At 69.5% G+C, this 20,705-nt stretch carries 20 protein-coding genes; 2 read left to right on the top strand and 18 right to left on the bottom strand.

Annotated elements, in window-relative coordinates; translation table 11 throughout:
• Positions 1-20: 20 nt before the first annotated feature.
• The 6 genes from ACQY5G_RS09280 to ACQY5G_RS09255 are packed head-to-tail and all read right to left on the bottom strand — an operon-like array spanning position 21 to position 5,397.
• Positions 21-1,847: a DUF885 domain-containing protein gene (locus tag ACQY5G_RS09280; protein ID WP_428104090.1), complete on the bottom strand. Its 1,827-nt coding sequence runs from the start codon at positions 1,845-1,847 to the stop codon at positions 21-23.
• On the bottom strand, positions 1,844-2,008 hold the full coding sequence (locus tag ACQY5G_RS09275; protein WP_428104088.1) for a hypothetical protein: 165 nt from the start codon (positions 2,006-2,008) through the stop codon (positions 1,844-1,846). The genes ACQY5G_RS09280 and ACQY5G_RS09275 overlap by 4 nt, the downstream gene beginning before the upstream one ends.
• 4 nt (positions 2,009-2,012) lie before the next feature.
• The gene (locus ACQY5G_RS09270; protein WP_428104086.1) at positions 2,013-2,642 is read right to left on the bottom strand and encodes a hypothetical protein; all 630 of its coding nucleotides are present in this window, start codon (positions 2,640-2,642) and stop codon (positions 2,013-2,015) included.
• A gap of 59 nt (positions 2,643-2,701) precedes the next feature.
• The gene (locus ACQY5G_RS09265; protein WP_428104084.1) at positions 2,702-3,652 is read right to left on the bottom strand and encodes a threonine ammonia-lyase; all 951 of its coding nucleotides are present in this window, start codon (positions 3,650-3,652) and stop codon (positions 2,702-2,704) included.
• Positions 3,649-4,842, bottom strand: a complete 1,194-nt coding sequence (locus tag ACQY5G_RS09260; RefSeq protein WP_428104081.1) for a trans-sulfuration enzyme family protein — start codon at positions 4,840-4,842, stop codon at positions 3,649-3,651. Before ACQY5G_RS09260 ends, ACQY5G_RS09265 begins: the two co-directional genes overlap by 4 nt.
• Positions 4,843-4,884: 42 nt before the next feature.
• On the bottom strand, positions 4,885-5,397 hold the full coding sequence (locus tag ACQY5G_RS09255) for a YybH family protein (RefSeq protein WP_428104079.1): 513 nt from the start codon (positions 5,395-5,397) through the stop codon (positions 4,885-4,887).
• Between the two features lie 149 nt (positions 5,398-5,546).
• Between ACQY5G_RS09255 and ACQY5G_RS09250 the strand changes: the two genes are divergently transcribed.
• Positions 5,547-6,170 (top strand): DUF2911 domain-containing protein, encoded by a 624-nt coding sequence (locus ACQY5G_RS09250; RefSeq protein WP_428104077.1) that lies wholly within the window; start codon positions 5,547-5,549, stop codon positions 6,168-6,170.
• Between the two features lie 7 nt (positions 6,171-6,177).
• Here ACQY5G_RS09250 and ACQY5G_RS09245 read toward each other — a convergent pair whose 3' ends face one another.
• The 7 genes from ACQY5G_RS09245 to ACQY5G_RS09215 all read right to left on the bottom strand — a co-directional run bounded on the left by ACQY5G_RS09245 (position 6,178) and on the right by ACQY5G_RS09215 (position 13,388).
• Positions 6,178-7,266 (bottom strand): ATP-binding protein, encoded by a 1,089-nt coding sequence (locus ACQY5G_RS09245; protein WP_428104075.1) that lies wholly within the window; start codon positions 7,264-7,266, stop codon positions 6,178-6,180.
• Between the two features lie 199 nt (positions 7,267-7,465).
• Complete coding sequence (locus ACQY5G_RS09240; protein ID WP_428104073.1) at positions 7,466-9,565, bottom strand: prolyl oligopeptidase family serine peptidase; 2,100 nt, start codon at positions 9,563-9,565, stop codon at positions 7,466-7,468.
• Between the two features lie 123 nt (positions 9,566-9,688).
• Entirely contained in the window at positions 9,689-9,898 is a 210-nt protein-coding gene (locus tag ACQY5G_RS09235) for a cold shock domain-containing protein (RefSeq protein ID WP_310757173.1), read from the bottom strand.
• Positions 9,899-10,210: 312 nt separating this feature from the next.
• Positions 10,211-10,705, bottom strand: coding sequence for an N-acetyltransferase family protein (locus tag ACQY5G_RS09230; RefSeq protein WP_428104070.1), 495 nt, complete (start codon positions 10,703-10,705; stop codon positions 10,211-10,213).
• Between the two features lie 3 nt (positions 10,706-10,708).
• Positions 10,709-11,269 carry a TlpA family protein disulfide reductase gene (locus ACQY5G_RS09225; RefSeq protein ID WP_428104068.1) on the bottom strand — a complete coding sequence of 187 codons (561 nt, stop codon included), beginning with the start codon at positions 11,267-11,269 and terminating at the stop codon, positions 10,709-10,711.
• Complete coding sequence (locus ACQY5G_RS09220; protein ID WP_428104065.1) at positions 11,266-11,943, bottom strand: hypothetical protein; 678 nt, start codon at positions 11,941-11,943, stop codon at positions 11,266-11,268. The genes ACQY5G_RS09225 and ACQY5G_RS09220 overlap by 4 nt, the downstream gene beginning before the upstream one ends.
• A gap of 14 nt (positions 11,944-11,957) precedes the next feature.
• Positions 11,958-13,388, bottom strand: coding sequence for a M24 family metallopeptidase (locus tag ACQY5G_RS09215; protein WP_428104063.1), 1,431 nt, complete (start codon positions 13,386-13,388; stop codon positions 11,958-11,960).
• A 177-nt stretch (positions 13,389-13,565) separates the two neighbouring features.
• Here ACQY5G_RS09215 and ACQY5G_RS09210 point away from each other — a divergent pair, with 177 nt between their 5' ends.
• Positions 13,566-13,832 (top strand): hypothetical protein, encoded by a 267-nt coding sequence (locus ACQY5G_RS09210; protein ID WP_428104061.1) that lies wholly within the window; start codon positions 13,566-13,568, stop codon positions 13,830-13,832.
• Here ACQY5G_RS09210 and ACQY5G_RS09205 read toward each other — a convergent pair.
• The 5 genes from ACQY5G_RS09205 to ACQY5G_RS09185 form a co-directional block, all read right to left on the bottom strand.
• Positions 13,754-15,166, bottom strand: coding sequence for an ATP-binding protein (locus ACQY5G_RS09205; RefSeq protein WP_428104059.1), 1,413 nt, complete (start codon positions 15,164-15,166; stop codon positions 13,754-13,756). The two genes, ACQY5G_RS09210 and ACQY5G_RS09205, sit on opposite strands and share 79 nt — an antisense overlap.
• A 169-nt stretch (positions 15,167-15,335) precedes the next feature.
• Positions 15,336-15,740: a DUF1761 domain-containing protein gene (locus ACQY5G_RS09200; protein ID WP_428104056.1), complete on the bottom strand. Its 405-nt coding sequence runs from the start codon at positions 15,738-15,740 to the stop codon at positions 15,336-15,338.
• Positions 15,741-15,743: 3 nt separating this feature from the next.
• Positions 15,744-17,756 (bottom strand): CocE/NonD family hydrolase, encoded by a 2,013-nt coding sequence (locus ACQY5G_RS09195; RefSeq protein ID WP_428104053.1) that lies wholly within the window; start codon positions 17,754-17,756, stop codon positions 15,744-15,746.
• Positions 17,753-19,168: an MmgE/PrpD family protein gene (locus ACQY5G_RS09190; protein ID WP_428104051.1), complete on the bottom strand. Its 1,416-nt coding sequence runs from the start codon at positions 19,166-19,168 to the stop codon at positions 17,753-17,755. The genes ACQY5G_RS09195 and ACQY5G_RS09190 overlap by 4 nt, the downstream gene beginning before the upstream one ends.
• A complete protein-coding gene (locus tag ACQY5G_RS09185) occupies positions 19,165-20,703 on the bottom strand; it encodes a tripartite tricarboxylate transporter permease (RefSeq protein ID WP_428104049.1) in 1,539 nt (512 codons plus the stop codon). The genes ACQY5G_RS09190 and ACQY5G_RS09185 overlap by 4 nt, the downstream gene beginning before the upstream one ends.
• Between the last annotated feature and the right edge of the window lie 2 nt (positions 20,704-20,705).

Genomic DNA, 20,705 nt, shown 5'->3' with positions numbered 1-20,705 from the left:
GGCGCGCGGTCGCCGCAGCCCTACGATCCGTCGCCCCCGGCCCCGCTCCCATCGCCCCCGGGCCCGCCCCCGTCGATCCACGCATCGACCTGCCCATCGAGCACGACCATGGGCACGGACCCGTTCCGCAGCACGACATCGTGGAAGCGGCGGATGTCGAAGCCGTCTCCGAGCGCATCCTCCGCCCGGGCCCGCAGGTCGAGCAGCTTGCGCTTCCCCATCTGGTAGGCGAGCGCCTGCCCCGGCAGATCCGTGGAATAGCGCAGCGACTCCGTCGCGATCTGGGTCTCCGATTCGAGCGTGTTCTCGCGCATGAACTGCCGTGCCTCCTCAAGGGTCATGCCGAAATGGTTCATCCCCGGATCCACCACGAGCCGGGTCGCGAGGAAGCTCTCAAGGATATAGAAGCCGTACTCGCTGTACAGGTTCTCGTACACGCCCGCCTCGAACCCCAGAAACGACGCGTAGGAGCCCCAGCCCTCCGTATAGGCCGTGTACGACGAGTTTCGCCGATAGTCCGGCAGCGTCTCGCTCTCGCGCTGGCCCGCGATCTGGAAGTGGTGGCCGGAGATCAACTCGTGGAGCGAGATCGAGGCGAGCCCCAGCCAACTCCGCTGATCCAGGTTCGAGCCGTTGTAGTAGTAGACGCCGGTCGGTTCCGCGGGGGTGGGCGCGGCGTAGTAGCCGTACGTCATCGCCGGCTCGAGTTCGGACGCGAGCCGCCTCGCGTCCCACGGGGCCTCGGGGACGCCGAGGAAGTAGTCGTCGATGCGCTCGAGCATCCGGGTCGACGCGGCCAGCAGACGCTCGCGCACCTCCTCGTGGGACGCCGGGAAGTAGCGCGGGTCCGACTTCAGGTGCGCATGGAATTCATCCGCGCTCCCCTCCCAGCCCAGTCGGTCGCGGATCTCCGCCATGCGCGCACGAAACTCGGCGAGGAGTTCGTGGCCGGCCGCCTGCACCTCCTCCGGCGTCACCTCCATCGTCGTGTGGAGGCGGGTCAGATAGAGGTAGTAGTCGCGGCCCTCCGGATACTGCGAGAGACCGACGCCTGCCGGCGCGCGCGCCGCGTACGGCCCCTCGAGGAAGGCGGCGAGTTCCTCGAGCGCCGGGTTGATGGAATCGCGGACGATCTGGCCGATGCGGGCCGTTGCCTCCGCCACCCGGCCGGCGTCCAGCGCGGAGCTCCGATCCGCCGGGAGCGCGAAGGGACCGCCCTCGGCCTCCCCCGCCGTCGCGCGCACGAGATCGACGACCGGCGCGAGGTTCCGGCTCGGCACGATGAAGTCGCGCTCGAACTGCCCCCTTACGTAATCCTCGAGATCGCGCACGTGCGACGGAACCTGCTCGACGAGCGCCACGAAACGGTCGAGATCCGCCTCATTCCCGAGCGGGAGGAGCGGGAAGATCTGGCGGTAGCTGCGGAGGACGCTCGAATACGGGGTGAGGACGCTCCGAAGCCAGAAATACCGGTGTCCCTCGACGGCCATCTCCGCCTGCCAGACCAGGGTTTCCAGCGTGACGCGCTCATCGGCCGGGAGCGCCGCCCCGTCGATGGCGAGCGCGCGGTCGAGTTGCCGCCGGAAGAACGCGGCCCGCTCCTCCGCCGCCTCGTAGCCCAGCGCGGGGAGCCGCTCCACGTCCAGCCCCTCCCGCAGGCGGATGACAGGGTTCGTCTCCAGGTCCCGGACCCACGCCGAGTCGAGCAGCGCCTCCAGCGCCGCCGAGGCCCGTCCCGAGGCCGCCGCACCGCCACCGGACCCGCCGCGTTCGTCGGCGGGAGCGCCACATGAGGCCGTCCACGCAACCAGCAACATCGAGACACCGGATGCGTGCCGGGCTCTCATCGATCCCGGTCCTCCCTGATCAGAACGGTGCTGTCCGTCTGTGGCGTGTCGGCGGTCGTCGCCGCCAACTCCTTGGCCCGCCGGAAGAACTCCGCCGCCCGCCGGCGCTGAAGGATGAGAGAGACCTGCGACGTGGTGAGCTTCATCGGGGGATCCGTCATCGTGTCAGCGGCCTCCGGCCTCGAGCTGTGGGATGTCGTCCTTCGCCTCCTCCTCCCGAGGGCCAAAGCGGACGAGGAATCCGCCGACGACCGAGGTGAGGATCCAGCATAGCAACGTCAGGAAGAACCCCTCGGGCGCAGCCCCGAGGATCAGCGACGACACGAACCAGAGCGTGAAGTTCTGGAGCTGGAAGTCGAGCAGGCTGCCGCGCTTCATTGCCTGTACGGCGCGCAGTGTGAGGTAGACGACCGTGGCGCCGGCTCCCGCTATCGCAGTCGGTGCGGAGAGTGCGACCAGCAAGCCGAAGGCCGCGCCGACCGCCCCGCCCGCGATGATGCGTCCGGGAGAGGGGGAGGCCGGGTTCCCGGCAGGAGGGCCGCCGACAGCCGGAGGTGCAGGCTCCGGAACCGGGACCGGCATCTTCTCCGCGACCAGTTCCGCGATCGCCGTTCGTGTCGCGCGCGGGTCGATCCCCGCCTCGCCCGCGATACGCTCCAGCTCCTCGACGGTCATCGAATCGCCTCGGGCGTCGATCTCTGCCGCCCGCTTGAGGATCTGCGAGACCTGCGCGGCGGTGAGCGTCGCGGGAGAACGGTGCGCCGGGGACTCGTCGGGTGCGGGCGGATCGGTCATGCGTTACGCCTCTTCAGGTCGTTCAGGACCGGCGGGGAACGGCTCGATCCCGGCGCCGCTCACGGTACGCCTCCCGCGAGGATGGTGGCCATGCTGGACGGATCCAGGTTCCCCCCGGACACGACGCAGACAATTTTGTCCCCCTTTGCCGCGCCCGACAGGGCCGCCGCGACCGAGGAAGCGCCGGCCCCCTCGGCCACCACGCGGTTGCGGGCCGTGAGCAGTCGGATCGCGTCGGCGGTGTCGCGGAGCGTGATTTCGATCGAACCCGCCAGGAGATCCTCCGCCAGTTCCCACATCGCGGGTTCCACGCGCGGCCCCCCGATTCCGTCGACGAAAGAGGGCGTATAGGAGATCGAGACGGCGCGGCCCGCGCGCAGCGATTCCGCGAACGGGGCCTGACCCGTGACCTCGGACGCGAAGACGGGAACGTCCGGAGCGACGGCCCGCATCCCGGCCGCGATCCCGCACGCCAGCCCGCCGCCTCCGAAGGGGACGACGACCGCGTCCACGTCGGGAAGATCTTCCATCAGTTCGAGGGCGATGGTTCCGTTCCCCGCCATCACGTCGCGGTCCATGAAGGCGTGGACGAACCGTCCGTCCATTCCGTCGAAGCGCTGCGTGCGGAACACCTCGAACCAGGAGGCCACGGAGGTCTTGATGGCCGTCGCGCCGAGCCGGGCGATCGCGTCGAGCTTGAGCCGCGGCGCCGTCTCCGGGACGACGACCGAGCACGGGACGCCGAGACGCCGCGCGTTCCAGGCGACGCCCTGCGCCATGTTCCCCGCGCTCGCCGTCCACACCCCCGCCGCCAACTCCGCCGGCGGAATCAAGCCGATCGCGTTCGCCGACCCACGGATCTTGAACGAGCCGATCGGCTGCAGGTTTTCGAGCTTGAGCCAGATCTCGGGCCCCTCGTCGACGCCGAGACGGATGAGCGGCGAGCGGAGGGCCGCCGCGTAGACCCGTTCGCGTGCCGCCTCGATCTCCGGCAGGCCGGGAGGCTTCACGCGGTGAGGCCCGCGACCGCCCTGGGCAGAGTCGCCAGCGCCCGATCGAGGTCGGCCGCGAGATCCTCCGTCGCCTCCAGCCCGGTGGAGAAGCGTATGAGGGCGTCCCGAATGCCGGCCTTCGCCCGCTCCTCGGCGGACATGCCCGCGTGCACGGCGGCGGCGGGCCGCACGACGAGCGACTCCGGCCCCCCGAGACTCGCCGCGACCATCGGGATCTCGAGCGCGGAGATGAACGCCTCCGCCGCGTCGACCCCGCCCTCGAGTTCGAACGACATCATCCCGCCGAAGCCGTCGAACAGGCGCGCGGCCCGCTCGTGCTGGGCGTGGCTCGCCAGCCCCGGATAGTGGACGACGGACACGGCCGGGTGCGCTTCGAGCCGCGCGGCGAGCCGCCCGGCCGACGCGTTCTGCTCGCGGACGCGCACGCCCAGCGTCTTCAGCCCCCGTTCGAGCAGGAACGCCGCGTGCGGGTCGAGGGAGCCCCCGAGGTGGTCCTGCATGATTTTCACGCGGCGCACGAGGTCCGCCGGCCCGGCCACGCTCCCGGCCACGATGTCGCTATGGCCGTTCATGTACTTCGTGCAGCTCTCGAGGACGAGGTCGAAGCCGAGTTCCGCCGGCCGGAAGTTGATCGGGCTCGCGAACGTGTTGTCGATCAGCGTCACAAGCCCGTGCTCGCGCGCGAACGCGACGACGGCCTCCAGATCCGCGACCTGCACGAGCGGATTCGTGAGCGTCTCCACGTACATGGCGCGCGTCGTCGGCGTCAGCGCGGCCGCCCAACCGGATGGATCCTGCGGGTCGATCACCGTGTGCCCGATCCGGAAGCGCGGCAGATCCTGCTGCAGGAAGGCGGCCGTGCCGCCGTACAGCGTGTCCTGCACGAGCACGTGGTCGCCCGACGACAGCACCGTGAGCAGCGATCCGGAGATCGCCGCCATCCCGCTCGCGAGGGCGAGTGCCGCCTCCGTCCCCTCCAGCGCCGCGATGCGCTCCCCCAGCACACGATGGTTCGGCGTTGTGCTGAGCCGTATGTACCCGATGTCGTGGTAGTCCTCGCCCCCCAACTCGTAGTTCGCCGTCTGGTAGATCGGCGTGACGACGGCCCCCTCGGGCCTCGGCTGCTGCTCGCCCGCGTGCACGGCGTCCGTCGAAGGCGCCCTTCCCGTCTTCTTCATCTTTTTCATCGCGTCAGAGTCTCCCACACAGTTGTATGTCGAACCGGGGCGTCAGTCCCACATGACGCGGTGGATACGCCACCCGGTTTCGAGCCGCTTCCACACCTCGAGAAACTTGCCTTCGAGTCCGACATCGTCGGGGCCGCGCACGCGGTACGTCCCGTTCGCGAACGCCAGGTTCCCGTCCACCTCGATGTCCTCGATCGTGAACCGGGCCTCGCGAAGCGGCACGGAACCGGCCAGCGCGCGCACGATCGCGTCGTGCCCCCGAACCGCCGGCTCTCCGGAGGGGAGTCGCACCGCGTCCGGCGTGAAGACATCGGCGACGGCCTCGCCCGGCGCCCCCGCGATCAGCGACGCTTCCCAACGCCGCGTGACGCGCTCGATCTCCGCTCGCACCGCGTCGGCGGCGACCGTCCCTCCGGTCTGCCCCATATCCGGCGTCCGGCCGCCGCACGCCGCCGCCGCGACCAGGCCACCCGCCGCCAAGACCAGGGCGTCTGCCGCGAAGCCGGCCGTGAAGATCCGCCGAAACGTTCCTCTTGCGGGCCGTGTTCTCTTCATGGGTCGATATTGTATCGGAGGCCGCGTGCCGCGGCGACGCACCCGGCTTTCGGGTTCGCGCGCGCCACCGTAGGATGCCCGGCCCGCTTCGGGATTGTTCGCGCATCGCCGGCCGGCGATGCCGCGCTTGAACCTGCTTGGAGGTACGAATGAAGAAGATGTTCCGCGCCATTCCCTGTTTCGCCCTCGGCGTCGCCCTTGCCTTCGCCGCGCCCGCGGACGCCCAGGACCGTCGCGCGAGCCCGCGTGGCGAGGCGGCGACCCAGGTGGGCGGCGGCTATGACGCCGAAGGGAGCTACAGCGGCTCCTGGGTCGTCGTGACCTACGGCCGCCCCATCCTGCGCGGCCGCGACCTGTTCGGCTCGGGCGATGAGTACGGCCAGCAGTTCCTCCGCGGAGCGCCGCTGTGGCGCGTCGGCGCGGACCAGTCCACGCGCTTCATGACGGAGACCGATCTCATGTTCGGCGGCGAGCGCCTGCCGGCCGGCGAGTACAGCGTGTTCGCGGAACTCTCCGAGGACGAGTGGACGCTGGTCTTCTCGAACTGGGGCGCCAAGGAGAGCTTCCGCGAGGAGAACGACGACGCGCTCTGGGGGGCCTACGGCTACACGCCCGACCGCGACGTGCTGCGGACGACGATGGATGTGGACACGATCATGATGTCGGCCGACCAGCTCACGATCTCGTTCATGGACATGACGCAGGAGGGCGGCGTGTTCACGATCTGGTGGGATGACCAGGTCGCAACCGTCCCCTTCCAGGTCGCCCGCTGACGCAGCGCTAACCCAGAGAGATGTCCCCGATCCGCTTCAGCGGCAGGGCGGTGATGGTGTCGGTCAGCGGATACTCGACATCCCCGGGGTAGACGACCCATAGACGTTCGAGGTTCAGGTCCCGGATCACGACGTGCATCGACTTCGTGGTCCGGGGCGCCTCCGTGCACTTGAACTCGAAGCCCCAGCGCCGTCCTCGCCGCAGGAGCAGAAGGTCCAGTTCCGCCCCCCGCTGGGTCCCGTAGAAGTAGGCCTCCCGCTCTCCGTGCTCCAGGAGCGTCTGCTCGAGGGCGAACCCCTCCCAACTGGCTCCGTACCGGGGATTCACGGCCAACTCGGCCATCTCCTCGATCCCCAGCAGCGAATGCAGAATGCCGCTGTCGCGAATGAAGACCTTCGGCGACTTCACGAGCCGCTTGCCCAGATTCTCGAACCACGGCGGCAGTTGGCGGATCATGAACGAACCCGACAGCAGATCGCGGTAGTTCCTCACGGCGGTCACGCTCGCGTCCATGGAGCGTCCCAGTTCGGCCGCATTCCAGGTCTGCCCGTGATAGTGCGCCAGCATCCTCCAAAAGCGGCCGAGCGCCGCGGACGACACCCGTGAGCCCAGCCCCGGAATGTCCTGTTCGAGGAAGGTGCGCGTGAAGGACTCCATCCAGCGGGACCACGCCCCGCTCGAGGGCGCGAGGTACGCCCGGGGAAAGCCGCCCCTCATCCACAGCCGATCCTGATTCCCCGGTCCGGCTTCGGCGAGCGAGAAGCCACCCACATCCACGAACTGGACGCGGCCGGCCAGGGTCTCGGAAACCCCCTCGATCAGGTCCAGCGAAGCGCTGCCCAGGACGAGGAACACGGCCTTGCGGTCGCGGGCGTCGCAGATGGGCCGAAGGACCTCGAAGAGTTCCGGCATGCGCTGGATTTCGTCGATGACGACGAGGCCTTCCGCGTTGCGGAGCAGCATTTCGGGCGTCGCCGACAGAGCCGCCCTCTCGCCCCGCTTCTCCAGGTCGAAGATGACGGCCGACTCCGCGGCGGACACGACCTGCTCGGCAAGTGTCGTCTTCCCGACCTGGCGCGCGCCCAGGAGAGCCACCACCGGAGCCTCCGACAGGCCCCGCTGAATGGCGCTTATGAGATGTGGCCTCGGTATAGATTGTTGCATATCGTACTCCAGAGGTTCGATATTCAACAATCTTTAGGATAGGAAGATCAAGTCCTCCTGTCCAGCGGACGCCGCCGCGAGCCTCGGCTCAGGGTCCCGTTCCTGGCCGATCGGGACGTCTCCTGGCCGGTCAGGAAGTCGTGGCGGCGTAGCGGCGGAACCACTCCAGGGTCGACAGCATCTTCCCGATGTGATGGCTCGGCCGGCGGCGGATGCCGTGCGGCTCGTCGGGGAAGCGCACGAGCGACGTCTCCACCCCGAGCAGCTTGAGCGCCTTGAAGTACTGCTCGGATTCGGACATCGGCGTGCGCCAGTCCTCCTCGCCCGTCACGATCCGGGTCGGCGTCGTCACGTTCTCGACCACGCTCAGGAGCGAACGCGACTCGTAGTGCTCCACGTGGTCCCACGGGTATCCGGGGAACCAGTAGTTCACGCCGTAGGCGGCCATGTCCGCGGTGAGCACGAAGCTGTACCAGTTGATGACGGGATACCACGACACCGCGGCGCGGAAGCGGTCCGTCCGGCCCACGAGCCAGGCCGTGAGGACGCCGCCTCCGCTCCCGCCCACGACGTAGAGTTGCTCGGGGTCCACGTAGCCGCGGTCGATGACGGCGTCCACCCCCGAGACGAGGTCATGGAAGTCGTCGCCGGGGTAGGCGTGGTGGATCAGGTTCCCGAACTCCTCGCCGTAGCTCGTGCTCCCGCGCGGGTTCGTGTAGAGGACGACGTAGCCCTGCGCCGCCATCAGCTGCTTCTCGAGGTCGAAGCGCGCGCCGTAGTTCGAGAACGGTCCCCCGTGGATCTCGAGGATGAGAGGATATTCGCGGGACGGGTCGAAGCCGGGCGGCTTGATGATCCAGCCGTGGATCGGACGTCCGTCGTGCGAGGACTCGTACCAGATCTCCTCGACCTCGCCGATGTCGCGCTTGGCCATCAGGTCGTCGTTGATGCCCGTGAGCACGCGGACATCGCTCCCGGGTCGGCCCGTCGCGACCTCGGAAAGGACGGCTAGCGTCGTGTAGTTCATCGCGAAGCTGCCGTCGTCGGCGACGGAGTACGTCGCGCCGGCGTAGGCGCGGCCGACCCCGCCGACGTTTTCGGTCAGCACCCGGTGGCCGCGCCCGTCGTCGTCGAGGCCGAAGAGGGCAAGCTTCGTCATCCCCTCGTCGTCGTACAGGGCGTACAGGGCCGAGCCGTCGGGAGCCCACGTGGCCCCGTAGACCTCGCGGTCGAGTCCCTCGGAGAGCGAACGCGGGTCGCTCCCGTCCCGGTTCATCACGTAGAGGCGCGTGAGCTGGTATCCCTGGAAGCGGTCGTCCATGCCGAAGTAGGCGATGTGGCGGCCGTCCGGAGAGACGATCGGCCCGTCGTCCGGCCCCCGGCGGTCCGTGAGCTGCGTCGCCGTGCCGTCGGCCACGGAGACCTCGAACACTTCCGTGTCCGCCACGAACACGCTCTCCGTGTCGCCCCCGCGGGGATCGCGCGACATGACGAGGCCCGAGCCGTCCGGCGTCCACGAGAAGTGCGTCCCGCCGATTCCGTTGCCGGCCCAGTGGTTGTCGCCGCTCGTGATCTGACGCGCCGTGCCGCCCTCGGACGGGACGACGAAGACGTGCACGAACCCGTGCGGGAGATCGCCCAACTGGTCGAAGCGGTACACGAGCCGCTCGACGACCTGCGCGGGCTCGGCCCACTCCGCGCCCTCCGGCGGCGTCGGCATCCCCCCGATCGTCGGCGCCGGCTTCGGCACCAGCTTGCCGAACGCGATCCGCGTCCCATCGGGCGACCATTCGAATGACCGCGGCGGCTCCGTCACGCTCGTGACGACCGAGGTCTCACCCGAATCCATCCAGCGGACGTGGATCTGCGCGTCCCCGCTCCGGTTCGAGATGAAGGCGAGTCGCGTACCGTCCGGCGACCAGCGCGGCGAGCTGTCGTTGAAATCCCCGGTCGTCAGCGGCCTGTGATCCGAGCCGTCGGAGCCCACGATCCAGAGGTTCGAGAAGCGGCTGTCCGTCATGATGTCCGCACGCTGGCGGACGTAGACGACGCGGCGCCCGTCCGGAGAGATCTGCGGATCCCCCGCGATCTCGACCTCGAAGATGTCCTCCATGCGAAGCGGGCCGGACTCGGCCCCCGCCTGTGCGGCCACCGGCGCGGCGAGGCACAGGAGAACTGCGGCGGCAAGGAACGAGAGGGAGATTCGGGTACTGCGGCGCGCGGCGGTCATCGGACGTTCTCCGTGGCTGGGATCGGGCTGCGTTGACACCCCCGGATCATAGCAAAAAAAGGGCCGCCCGTCGCCGGGCGGCCCTTTCCGAACTTCACCGTTCGCCTGGTGGCGGTCGGCAAATCACGCGACGCGGGTCACGTTCTCCGCAGCCGGGCCCTTCGTCCCGTCCGTAACGTCGAACTCGACGGCCTCGCCCTCCTTCAGAGTGCGAAAGCCATCCGCCTGAATCGCCGTGTGGTGTACGAAGCAGTCCTTACCACCCTCTTCAGGGGTAATGAACCCGAAGCCCTTCTGGTCGTTGAACCACTTCACGGTACCTCTCGTACGCATTTCCTACTCCTTCGTTAGTCATGTCGGAGTTCGGGAAACCCGTCGCTGCCGACCGCTGACCTGTTCGACGCGGTCTCCCCCGCGCCAGGGTCGTGGCACCCGCCACGCTGACAAGAAACTAAAAAAAAAGGGGCGACCTGTTGTTGAGAGGCCCCCCGATCCTGCGATCCTGCCTTCTCAGTTCGACCGTGCCCGACGCTCCGGGCCTCGTCCGAACGCGCGCAATGATCGCCTGCCGGACCCCAAACGTCAAGGGGCGCACCAATGTCGGCCAGCGCCGCTCGAACGAAGCGGGGCTTTTGCCACCCGCTGTCAGGTGCCGACGAGAGGGCTGCGCCGTTCGAGCAGAACCACGTCGCGCCACCGCCCGCCGAGCTTTCCCAGCCGCTCGCGCCGCCCCACGCGGCGGAAGCCGGCTCGCTCGTGGATGCGGAGGCTTGCGACGTTCTCCGGGAAGATCCCCGCCTGCAGCGTCCAGAGCCCGGCTCGCTCGGAGGATTCGACGAGCGCGGTCAGGAGCCTGAGGCCGATGCCGCCCCCGCGCGCGTCCCCGCCGACGTAGACGCTCACCTCCGCCACGCCGCCGTACACGCAGCGTCCCGAGACCGGGGCCAGCGCCGCCCATCCGACGACGCGCCCCTCCCGCTCGGCCACGAGCCGACAGCTCTCGAGGTGGCTCGCGTCCCACGACTCCCAGCCGGGAGATTCCGTCTCGAAGGTCGCGTCCCCCGTCGCGATCCCTTCCTCGTAGATCCTCCGCACCGGATCCCAGTCCCCCGGACGGAGCCGGCGGATCTCGATCGCCATCCGTTACCGGGCTTCCGAGAGAACCCTCTCGACGAGCGCCGCCGTTTCCGGCTCGAAGGGATGGAAGCGGCCGCCCCAATACGCCCGAATCAGACCCTCCGCGTCCACGAGCAGCGTGTGCGGCACCCCGGGGTAGAGGTCGAGCGCCTGCGTGAGTCCGGGACCATCGCCGAGGAAGTTCGGATAGGTGATATCGAACTCCTCGAGGAATCCCTCGACGAGCGCAACGTCTCCTTCATCGATGGATATCCCGACGACCTCGAAGGGATCCCCCGCGTACTTCGCGTGCATCTGCTGCAACTCGGGCATCTCGTCGCGGCAGGGGATGCACCAGGTCGCCCACAGGTTCAGGACGACGACCTGGCCATGGAACTGGCCGAGATCCGCCGGCCGGCCGTCCAGGTGCGTGACCTCGAGCGGCGGGAGGGGGCGGTACGAGGCGAGCGCGCCTTCCGCCGGCTCCGGGGACCGCGCGGCGTCCCCCACGGATCCCTCGCGCTCACCCCCGCCGCAGCCGGCCGCGAAAGCCGCCGCGGCCAGCGCCCCCAACACGGCGCGCCTCATCGGTCCAACTCCGTATTCTCCATATTCGCCATTGGATCCTTCATCTCCCGTTCAAAATCCAGGTTCGTGGGCGTGGGAAAGACGCCGGGCGGGCGCGCGTACGGCTGGTCCGTGATGACGACCTCCGGCTCCGTCGTGAGCGGCACATCTTCGGCGACGGCCTCGAAGGAGAGGTCGTCCACCCAGAGTTCTCCATCGCCCGTGATCATCGCCCCGATGAGGATCGTAACGCCTTCCGGCGGGATGTCCACCACGATCTCGCGCGTCTCCCAGTCCCGCGTTCCCTCGACGCGCCGGTCCTCGCTGTTGTCCAGGGCGAGCATGGCGTACTTCCCTTCGAGGATGCCGTCGACCCGCACCCAGAGACCTCCGGAATCGACGTCGTCGGCCCGGAGATATCCACGGAGGCGCATCCGCTTTCCGCGGTAGGCGATGGCGTCGACGAGTTGCACGCTTGCGGCCCACTGGCTGCGGCGCCGGTTGCCGCGCGCCGCGAGCCGCATGCTGGAAGACCCGGAATGGGCCACCTCGGGGTCGAGCCTGAGGCGATAGTCCTCGGCGTCCTGTCCCACGAGGACCCACGCGTCCGGCATCTGCGCGGCGAGTCCGCCGCCCGTCGCCGGAGCCAGGGCCCCGAGCGCGAGCACCACGCCCGCGGCGAGGGTCGCCCTCACGGCGAGTCTCCGCCTCATCGCGGGATGAGCCAGAAATCCGTCTGGCGGCCGTCGATGTACCACGTGCGCTCGCCGTCGAAGAACGCGTCCTCCTCGAGCATGATGCGCACCGTCTGTCCGCCCCACTCCGGGACCGGGACGGCCGCGTTGAGTTCGATCGAGTGCGCCGTGTTCGGGAAGAGCGGATAGTCGCCGCGCCCCGGAACGCCGCCCTGGTTGTCCCACAGACCGATCGTGGGTCCGGCGCCGTGGCCGTGAAAGCCGATCGGGTGCGTGTAGATCGTCGCGTCGATCCCCTCGGCCTTCGCCTGCGCGAGCGCGGCCGCGAGGATCTCGTTGCCCGAACGCCCCGCCGCGAAGTTGTCCGTGAGGATGTCCTGGAGGCGGTTCCCGACGGCGAACGCGCGCACGAGGCCGGCCGGGGCCGCGTCCTCTCCCGGCTTCAGCACGTAGGCATGCTGCTGCGTGTCGGTGTTCAGGCGGAGGTACTTGATCCCGAAGTCCACGTGCAGCAGGTCGCCCGGACGGATCACGTTCTCGTCCGGAGGGCCGGAAAAATCCCCCTCCCCTTCCCTCGCGCCGCCCGACTTCTCGTGGCGCTGCACGGAGACGCTGGGCTGGAACCAGGTCTGGAGCTTGAGTTCGAGGATCCGTTCGCGATACCACCACACGACGTCCTCGGTCGTCGTCACGCCCGGCTGAATCACCTTCGCGCTGAAGCCTTCGGCGATGATCCGGTGCGCGATCCGCACGATCTGGGGATAAACCTCCATCTCCTCCGGCGTCCGCGTCTCGAGCCACCCGATCGCGAGGCGCTCGTTTCCGGCCACCCGCTCGCGGTATTTCGCCGGAAGCGCGGCCATCAGCCCGTCGTACTCCGTGCCGGTGAGCCCGTCCGCGAGCGCGAAGGTCGAGGAGCGGTTCACCGCGATCCTCTGCGGGTCGCGCTCGGCGATGACCTCCGCCACCCGCCCCCACTGGTCCGGCTCGCTCTCCGGATCCCACGCGCGCGGGAAGGGACCGATGTCGTACCGGGCCACCGCGAGCCGTTCCAGCGGCTGCCCCGGTCCCCGGTCGTGGAGGATGAGGACGGTGCGCCGACGGGCCGCCATGTACGTGGAGGGCAGCATCGTCTCGATGACCGGATCCTCGTTGTATTCGCGGGCGGCGACGATCCAGAGGTCCACCCCTTCGCGCCGCATGATCTCCGGAGCGACCGTCTCGAGCCGCCCTTCCAGCCAGCGGTCGATGACGGCGGCCCGCTCGCGCAGCGGGAGGATGACGGGCATCGACCCGGCCGTCCGCTGGGCGCCCGCGAACCCGCCGTCCGGCGGCATCGTCGACTGTGCCATCGCCTGCGGCGGACCGAGCGCCGCGAAAAGGACCAGGAGGAGACCGGCCGACGGCACTCGGGGGCCCGGGAAGCGTGGTGTCGAAAGGCGCATTTCGAATCTCCGTTGGAATGTCGAACGGCCTGAACCTACCGAATCCCCCGTGCGCGGGAGAGGCCCCGGAGGGGGCGGTGGCGGAAACGGTTCGCACCGCGCCATCGTAGAATCCTCCGGCCCCCGGACCGGGGGGATGCCCGATGAAGAGGGATGCCTGATGATGAGGGATGCCCGATGAAGGATGTGGATTCGGATCTCCTGCCCGAACTCTACTCCCGGCAGGAATTGGACAAGGCCCGCCGGCGACACCGAATCGTCGGACGCATCGAGGGAATCGCGGCCGCGGTCGCCGCGGGCACGATCTTCAGTTTCCTGGGCTGGATTCCGACGGTCCTCATACTCGGCGTCGCCGGCTACCTCATCTACCGCTTCGTCCTCAAGCCCCGGAAGTCGTCGGGATCGTCCAAGTCGTCCGGGGGGGCCGAGGGCGACCTGACGTAGACCCGCCGCGGATCGTTCGGGCTCGTGCCGACTTCGCGCACGAGCCCGCGTTCGACGAGCCGGGCCAGCCGCGTGCGGGTGGACCGGGTCGAGAGGCCCACGGCTTCGGCGATGTCGCGCGTACCGTGTCCGACCCCGCTCTCCAGCACGCGCAGGATCGTGCTGTCCCGGCCGTCCACCAGCGCCGGACCCACCTTCTCCGTGCGCAGCGTAACGCGCAGCCGGAACGCGATCTCCTCCCAGACCGGCGCCGGCAGACCCGCGTCCCGGCAGGCGTCGATCATGCGCGGCGCCCCGCTCCCCCACTGTTCCACGAGCCCGAGTTCCTGGAAGACGCGGCCGAGCGCCCGGTTCCTGAGCTTCGAGACGCCGCGCGGCAGATCCTCCAGCGTGAGCCCGAACGGCAGCAGGCCGGGGTTTTCGATCTCCACGCGGTCATCGAAGATCGCAACGCGGATCGGGGCGCCGCGCTGTGCATAATCCGTATGCACCGCGGCGTTGGTGATGGCTTCCCGCACGGCCTCGGGCGGCAGATTCCAGTGGTCGATGCGCCGCACCGGACCGATGGTCGCGCCGTGCAGCAGGTGCTTCTTCACGAACGAGACGGCCGATTCGATCGCCTCGATCGGGGGTCCCTCGATCCGCGTCTGGTCGACGATGACCGCCCGGACCGTCCCGGCAAAGCGGCCAGCCTGAATCCAGGCGTCGGGGAAGTGCTCGAGGCGGTCGCCGCCGAACAGCAGCACGCCGGCGACCGTGGGTACGGACCGGCCCTGATGCGTGGTCACGAGGCGGAGGGTCTCCAGGTCGCGCCGCCTCAGTTTCCGGACCGCGGCGAACGACTCTGAAGCGGCTCGGAAGTCCACCGCTTCCGAGTCGAGCGCCGGCACCGGCTGCTCGTCGTAGGACTCGCCCGTGGCGGAACGCCGCATCTCCGCGATCAGTGGAGGGTCCGCCTGGCGGTTGGTCGAGCCCACCCGCACGTACGTGCCCGCCTCGAGTCCCTGCCGGGCGATGAAATGCGGTCGCGCAGGGCTGGGATGGACGCGCACGGCGAGTACCTGCGCGCTGCGGAACCTCAGAATCTCGAGGTCCGGCCAGAGCGCGGGCTGGATGGCATCGCTGATGAGGCTGGCGGCCCGCTCTTCCATGTCGAGCGCGCGGCGGACGCCCCTGACGTGCCGCGACCGATCTTCCACGCCGATGAGAACGGTGCCGCCCGCCGTGTTCGCGAACGCCACGACGGTGCGCAGGAATCCCCGAGGGGATGAAAGGTCCCGTTTGAACTCGAGGGTCTTGCCCTCGGGCCGGAGGAGCAGCTCATTCAGATCCATTACTCGGAAACCTACTCTGAAGTCGTCGCGCTTGCCAAGCTTCCGAGTTCTACTCCCCCCTCCGGATCAACGGATCCTCAACAGCCCCGCCAGGCGGCCATCAACGGATCCTCAACGGACCCTCAAACAGGCCACCAACGGACTATCAACGGATCCTCAACGGCCGCGGTCAGGGCCAGACGGCGAGCACGACCGCCTGCCCGATGAGGGCGACGCCGTTGTAGCCGAGGCTCAGGAAGAAGATCCCGGGCTTTCGCTGCTCGTAGGCCACGCCCTGGTATCCGACGTTGAGGACGAAACCGATCGTGACCAGCAGTCCCACGTGGACCCCGATCATCGCCCCGGAGCCGCCCATCACGGCGAGGAGCTGCGCGAGGACGTAGGCGGTGACGAGCGAGAGGACGAAACTCGCCCCGTGCGTCTTCACCGGATTGAAGTCCTTCTGGATCTCCTCGGCGGTGGTCTCCATGAGCGAGAGCCACTGCTTGCCGAAGATCGGGCCGTACCACAGAAAGCCGACGACCAGGGGGACGACTCCGGCGACCAGGACGGCGAGCCAGTTGACGTCTTGCACGGTCTATCTCCTTTGGAGCGGGAGGTGGATCGCCGACGCGCGGGCGGCGGCGTGATGGACGGTGTTGTCGGCCGGGACCATGCGCGTGTGGCGCCCCAGCGGTTCGCCCGTGTTGGGGTTCACGTCGAAGCGGGGATAGTTGGAACTCGAGATCTCGAGCCGGATGCGATGGCCGGCCCGGAACAGGTTGGCCGTCGGGAAGAGCCGGATCTCCATCTCGTAGACCTCTCCGGGCGTCATCAACTCCTCCCGCTCGCGGGAATCCCGGTAGCGGGCGCGGAGAATCCCGTCGGTGATGTTGAGGTCGAAGCCCTCGGGATAGTCTTCGTTCGGGGGATAGACGTCGACGAGCTTGGCGGTGAAGTCGGTGTCGGGGGCGCTGGACGAGGTCCACAGCGTGGCGGTGACCGGGCCGATGACCTCCAGATCCTCCGCCAGAGGCCCGGTCTCGAACACGAGGACGTCGGGCCGGTCGGCGGTGCGGCGGCCGTCGACCTCGGAGGCGAAGAAGCCGTTCTCGGAGCCGCCCTCGAGCGAGCGGAAGGTGCGCTCGCGCTGGTCGTAGCCGCCCCGCTTCAGCGCGCCCGAGAAGGCCCCGCCGATCGTGGGTACAGGGTGCTCGGGATCGTAGGTGTAGGACGTCGATCCCTCGTCCGCGGCGGGAGCCTCGCGCGTAAGTCCGCCGCCCGCGCGGAGGTAGAAGGGCGTCGCTTCGGTCCCCTCGAGCGGCCAGCTCTGCGCGGTGCGCCACTCGCCGCCGTGGAAGAGGCGTCCGTTCCCGTCCCGGCGGCCGTCGCCGCCTCCCATGACGAAGATCGTGACGGGACCGGCGGCCTCTCCCGCGAGCCTGTCGTCGCTCTCGAACAGGTCGTTCGCGCGCTGCCCGCGGAGGTGCCGGTCGAACCAGCGCAGGTGGAACTCGCGCGAGAAATCCTCGACCGCGGCCTCGGCCCCGAACTCGATATCGCCGGCGTGGGACCGGCTGTTCCCGCCGTGCGTCCACGGGCCCATGAGGAGCGTCATCGGCGACGACTTCCGCCGCGAGAGTTCGACGAAGCTCTGAATCGTGCCCGGAGCGTACGAGTCGTACCAGCCGCCGACGTGGAGCATCGGGACGTCCGACGTCTCGTCGTAGTACTCGACCCAGTTGCGGCCGATGCCGCGGAAATACTCGTCGTAGTCGCCGTGGTTCTGCATCGTGAGGTAGTAGTCCTCGAAATTCGGCGCGACGGAGAGCGGGTTCTCCCCCTTCCGGAAGGGCGTGTCGGGGAACCAGTCCGACGGCGGCTCCTCGGCGAGCCGGAGGCGGATCTCGGGGTCGTCCGCCACCGCCGCGAGCTGGAGGTGGGCCCAGCCGAGCTGCTGGCCGAGTTCGAGCGCCCCGTGATTGCGGACCTTGTGCGTCCAGGCGTCGGAAAGGCCTCCCATCGTGAGCACGAGCGTCCGGAGGCCCGGCGGGTTCAGCTTGGCGGCGTCCGCCTGCGTGTGGGCGCCGTAGGAGGTGCCCCACATGCCGACGGAGGGCTCCGCGTAGTCGAGCCCCGCGAGCCACTCGATCGTGTCGTAGCCGTCGGGGGCGTCGAACTCGTGGTACTTCTGGAAGGTGCCCTCGGAGGCGTAGAGCCCGCGCGTGTCCTGCAGCACGACGACGTAGCCGTGCGTCGTGAACCAGCGCGCCTGGTCCACGAGTCCGCGCGAGGTCTTGTCGTACGGGGTCCGGTGGAGGAGGACGGGGAACGGCCCATCCACGGGTTCGTATTCGCGCGAGGGGCGGTAGACGTCGGTCGCGAGGCGGACGCCGTCGCGCATCTCCACCATGAGATCCGTCTCGACCTGGAGCGCATCGTACGGTCCGCGCCCCGCCGCGTCCGCCGCCGCATCCAGGGTCCCCTCGCCCGAGCGGATCGCATCGCCGCAGGCCGCAAGCCACAACGCTCCCAGCAGGGCGAGCCCGCGGGGAGCGCGGCGCATCCCTCTCCGCGCGACGATCCGGGGCACGTCGTACGCGTATCTCACGCGGGGACTCCGGCGGCGGCGCGGGCCGGGGCCGTCGAGAGCGCGTCGACGAGGTCGTCGATGTGCGCGAGTTCGTCCACGCGTTCGAGCCGGTCCAGCGCGCCGTCGATCCGCGCGTCGCCCATCACGAGGCTCGCGCAGTCCCGGAACTTGCCGTGCAGCTCCTCCCGGGTGAGCGGCCGCTCCGGTCCTCCGGGATAGGTGTCCGCCTCGGTGTGAAGCTCGGTTCCGTCGCGGAGCCGCACGTCGATCGCGCTCCGCATGCGGTCGTAGCCGCGCGCGTCGATCTCCTCGTCGAACTTCACCGTCACGCGGCGCATCATGTCCGCCGCCTCGTCGGAGAGGACGAAGTCGTCGTGGAACTCGCGGATCCCGGCCCGCCGCCGCAGGACGATGCTCGAGAGGACGAAGGGGATGCAGAACTTCGCCTCGAGTTCGTTGCGCGGCACGGGATACCGGAGCGGGTTGAGGATGTTGTGCCCGGCGCGGAAGGTGATCCCGGCGACATCGTCGGGCGCGAGGTCATGCTCGGTGACGAGTTCGAGCATGGCGGCCATGCTGGGGTGGCCGAGGCTCCCCGACGGGAACGGCTTCACGGAGACGCCGGGGTCCAGCAACGTGTACGGGGAGCCGAGGGCGCCAACCAGCCGCTCGGGCTCGAAGCCGCCGCCGAAGACGCGGAAGAACCCCCACGGCGCCTCCAGCGCGTCGTGCCCGGCGGTGAAGCCGCGGGCGGCGAGGTCGACCGCCAGGATTCCGTTTTCCGCGGCCCGGCCCGCGTGGAGCGGCTTCGTCATCGTGCCGAACCCGAGCCGGATCCCCGACGAGAGGCTGGCGGCGATCCCGAGCGCCATCGCGAGGTCGTCCGCCCCCAGGCCGGCAAGTTTCGCGGCCGTGGCGCAGGCGCCGAGCGTGCCGATCGTCGCCGTCGAGTGGAACCCCTCCATGTAGTGCCGCGGGTCGATCGCCTCGGCGATCTTGCACTCCACCTCGAACCCGATGAGGAAGGCCTCCAGGAACTCGGCCCCCGTGGCCCCTTCCCTCTCCGCCACCGCGTATCCCGCCGCCAGAGGGGCAACCGTCGGGTGCGTGAGGAGCCCGAAGATCCGGTCCGGCGCGTTCGAGAGCTGCGTGTCGTCGAAGTCCATCGCGTGGCCCGCCGTGCCGTTCGACCGGGCGGCGAGCGAAGCGGGGGCGCGCACGTCCGGCGGGCCCAGCACCGTCGCCTGCGGGTTCCCGCCCTGCACGGCGATCTGGTCGCGGACGATGCGCGAGCAGGCGTCCGTCGAGCCGGCGAGGATCACGCCGGTGCCGTCCGTCACGCACCGCCGCCCCTCGGCCAGCAGTCTCTCGGGGAAATCGTCGATCGATGTCTCGAGTATGAAGTCGATGACCGCACGCGTCGCGCTCACTCGTGTTCCTCTCGCCGGGGTTCGTTGTCGTGTGTGTCGGGTTCGGGTTCGGGCGCCCGCGCCCTTCCCGAAATCAGGCGGCTGCGGACCGCCGGGGCCGCGAAGCTCACCGCCGCCAGCGCGAGCAGCACCAGGCTGATCGGGCTCTCCAGGAAGACCGAGTGCGACCCCGAGGACAGGCTCAGCGCCCGCCGATAGTTCGTCTCGATCATGGGACCGAGGATGAGGCCGAGCACCGCCGGCGCCAGCGGGTAGCCGCCCCGCAGCATAGCGAAGCCGACGAGCCCGAAGAAGAGGGCGGCCCACGCATCCGCCGCGTTGCCGCGGAGGGAGAAGGTGCCTACGAGCGAGATCGCGACGACGAGCGGCATCAGGATCGACGATCGCAGCCGGACCACCCGTGTCCAGAGGGGAATCCCGAGGCGCCCCACGGCCAGCATGAGCAGCACCGCCACCACGAATCCCGCGTACAGCGCGTAGACGAGTTCGGAGCGCTCGGTCATGAGCAGCGGGCCCGGCGCCACGCCCTGCACGGTCAGGCCCCCGAGGAGGACGGCGGCGCTGGCGGAACCGGGGATCCCGAGCGCGAGGAGCGGGATCATCGCGGCCCCCACGCAGGAGTTGTTCGCGGCCTCCGGCGCCGCGATTCCCGCCGGCAGACCCGTCCCGAACCGCTCCGGCGTCTTCGACACCCGGCGCTCCTCGTTCCACGCGACGATGGAGGCGATCGTCGCCCCGGCCCCCGGGATGGCCCCGATGAGACCCCCGATGGCGGATCCCCGCAGAATGGTGCGCCACAGTCCGAACAACTCGCGGGCCTTCGGGAGGGCGCCCGCGATGCCGCTCCCGGGGGGCGTCGACCTGCGGCGGCCCGTCACCGCCGCAAGTGCCTCCGCGATCGCAAAGAAGCCGATCAGCATGGGGACGAGCCCGAGACCGTCCATGAGCGCATTCGTGCCGAACGTGAGCCGCGGCGCCCCCGTGAGCACGTCGAGCCCGACCACGAAGAAGAGGAGTCCGAGGAGCGCGCTCACGATCCCCTTGAACGGGTCCTTTCCCACGAGGTTCGCGACGATGGAGAGCCCGAACACGCCGAGCCCGAAGTACTCCGCCGGCCCGAAGGCGATCGCCGCCCGCGAGAGCGGCCCCAGCGCGAGCACGAGGAGGACGGTGCCGAGGAGCCCGCCGCTCATGCTGGAGAAGAGGGAGATCCCGAGCGCGCGTCCCGCCTCGCCCCGCCGCGTCATGGCGTAGCCGTCGAAGGTCGTGGCGAGCGCGGGCGAACTCCCCGGCACGCCGATCGCGATCGCGGTGATCGAACCGCCGTACTCCGCCGCCATGTAGATCGAGACCATCATCAGGAGCGCCGGCGTCGGGTCGAGCGCGAAGGTGACGGGGAGGACGAGCGCGAGTCCCACCGTCGAACTCAGCCCCGGCATCGCGCCCGCGAACACGCCGAGGAGGCTCCCCGCGAGGAGCGCGGCGAGGTTCCCCGGCTGGAGCGCCGTCAGCAGGCCGTCGAGGAAGGCGGACACGG

The organism is Candidatus Palauibacter sp., from assembly GCF_965261555.1.
GTDB lineage: Bacteria > Gemmatimonadota > Gemmatimonadetes > Palauibacterales > Palauibacteraceae > Palauibacter.
The sequence above is the reverse complement of the archived record's forward strand: the minus strand, read 5'-3'. Positions and strand labels throughout refer to the sequence as shown.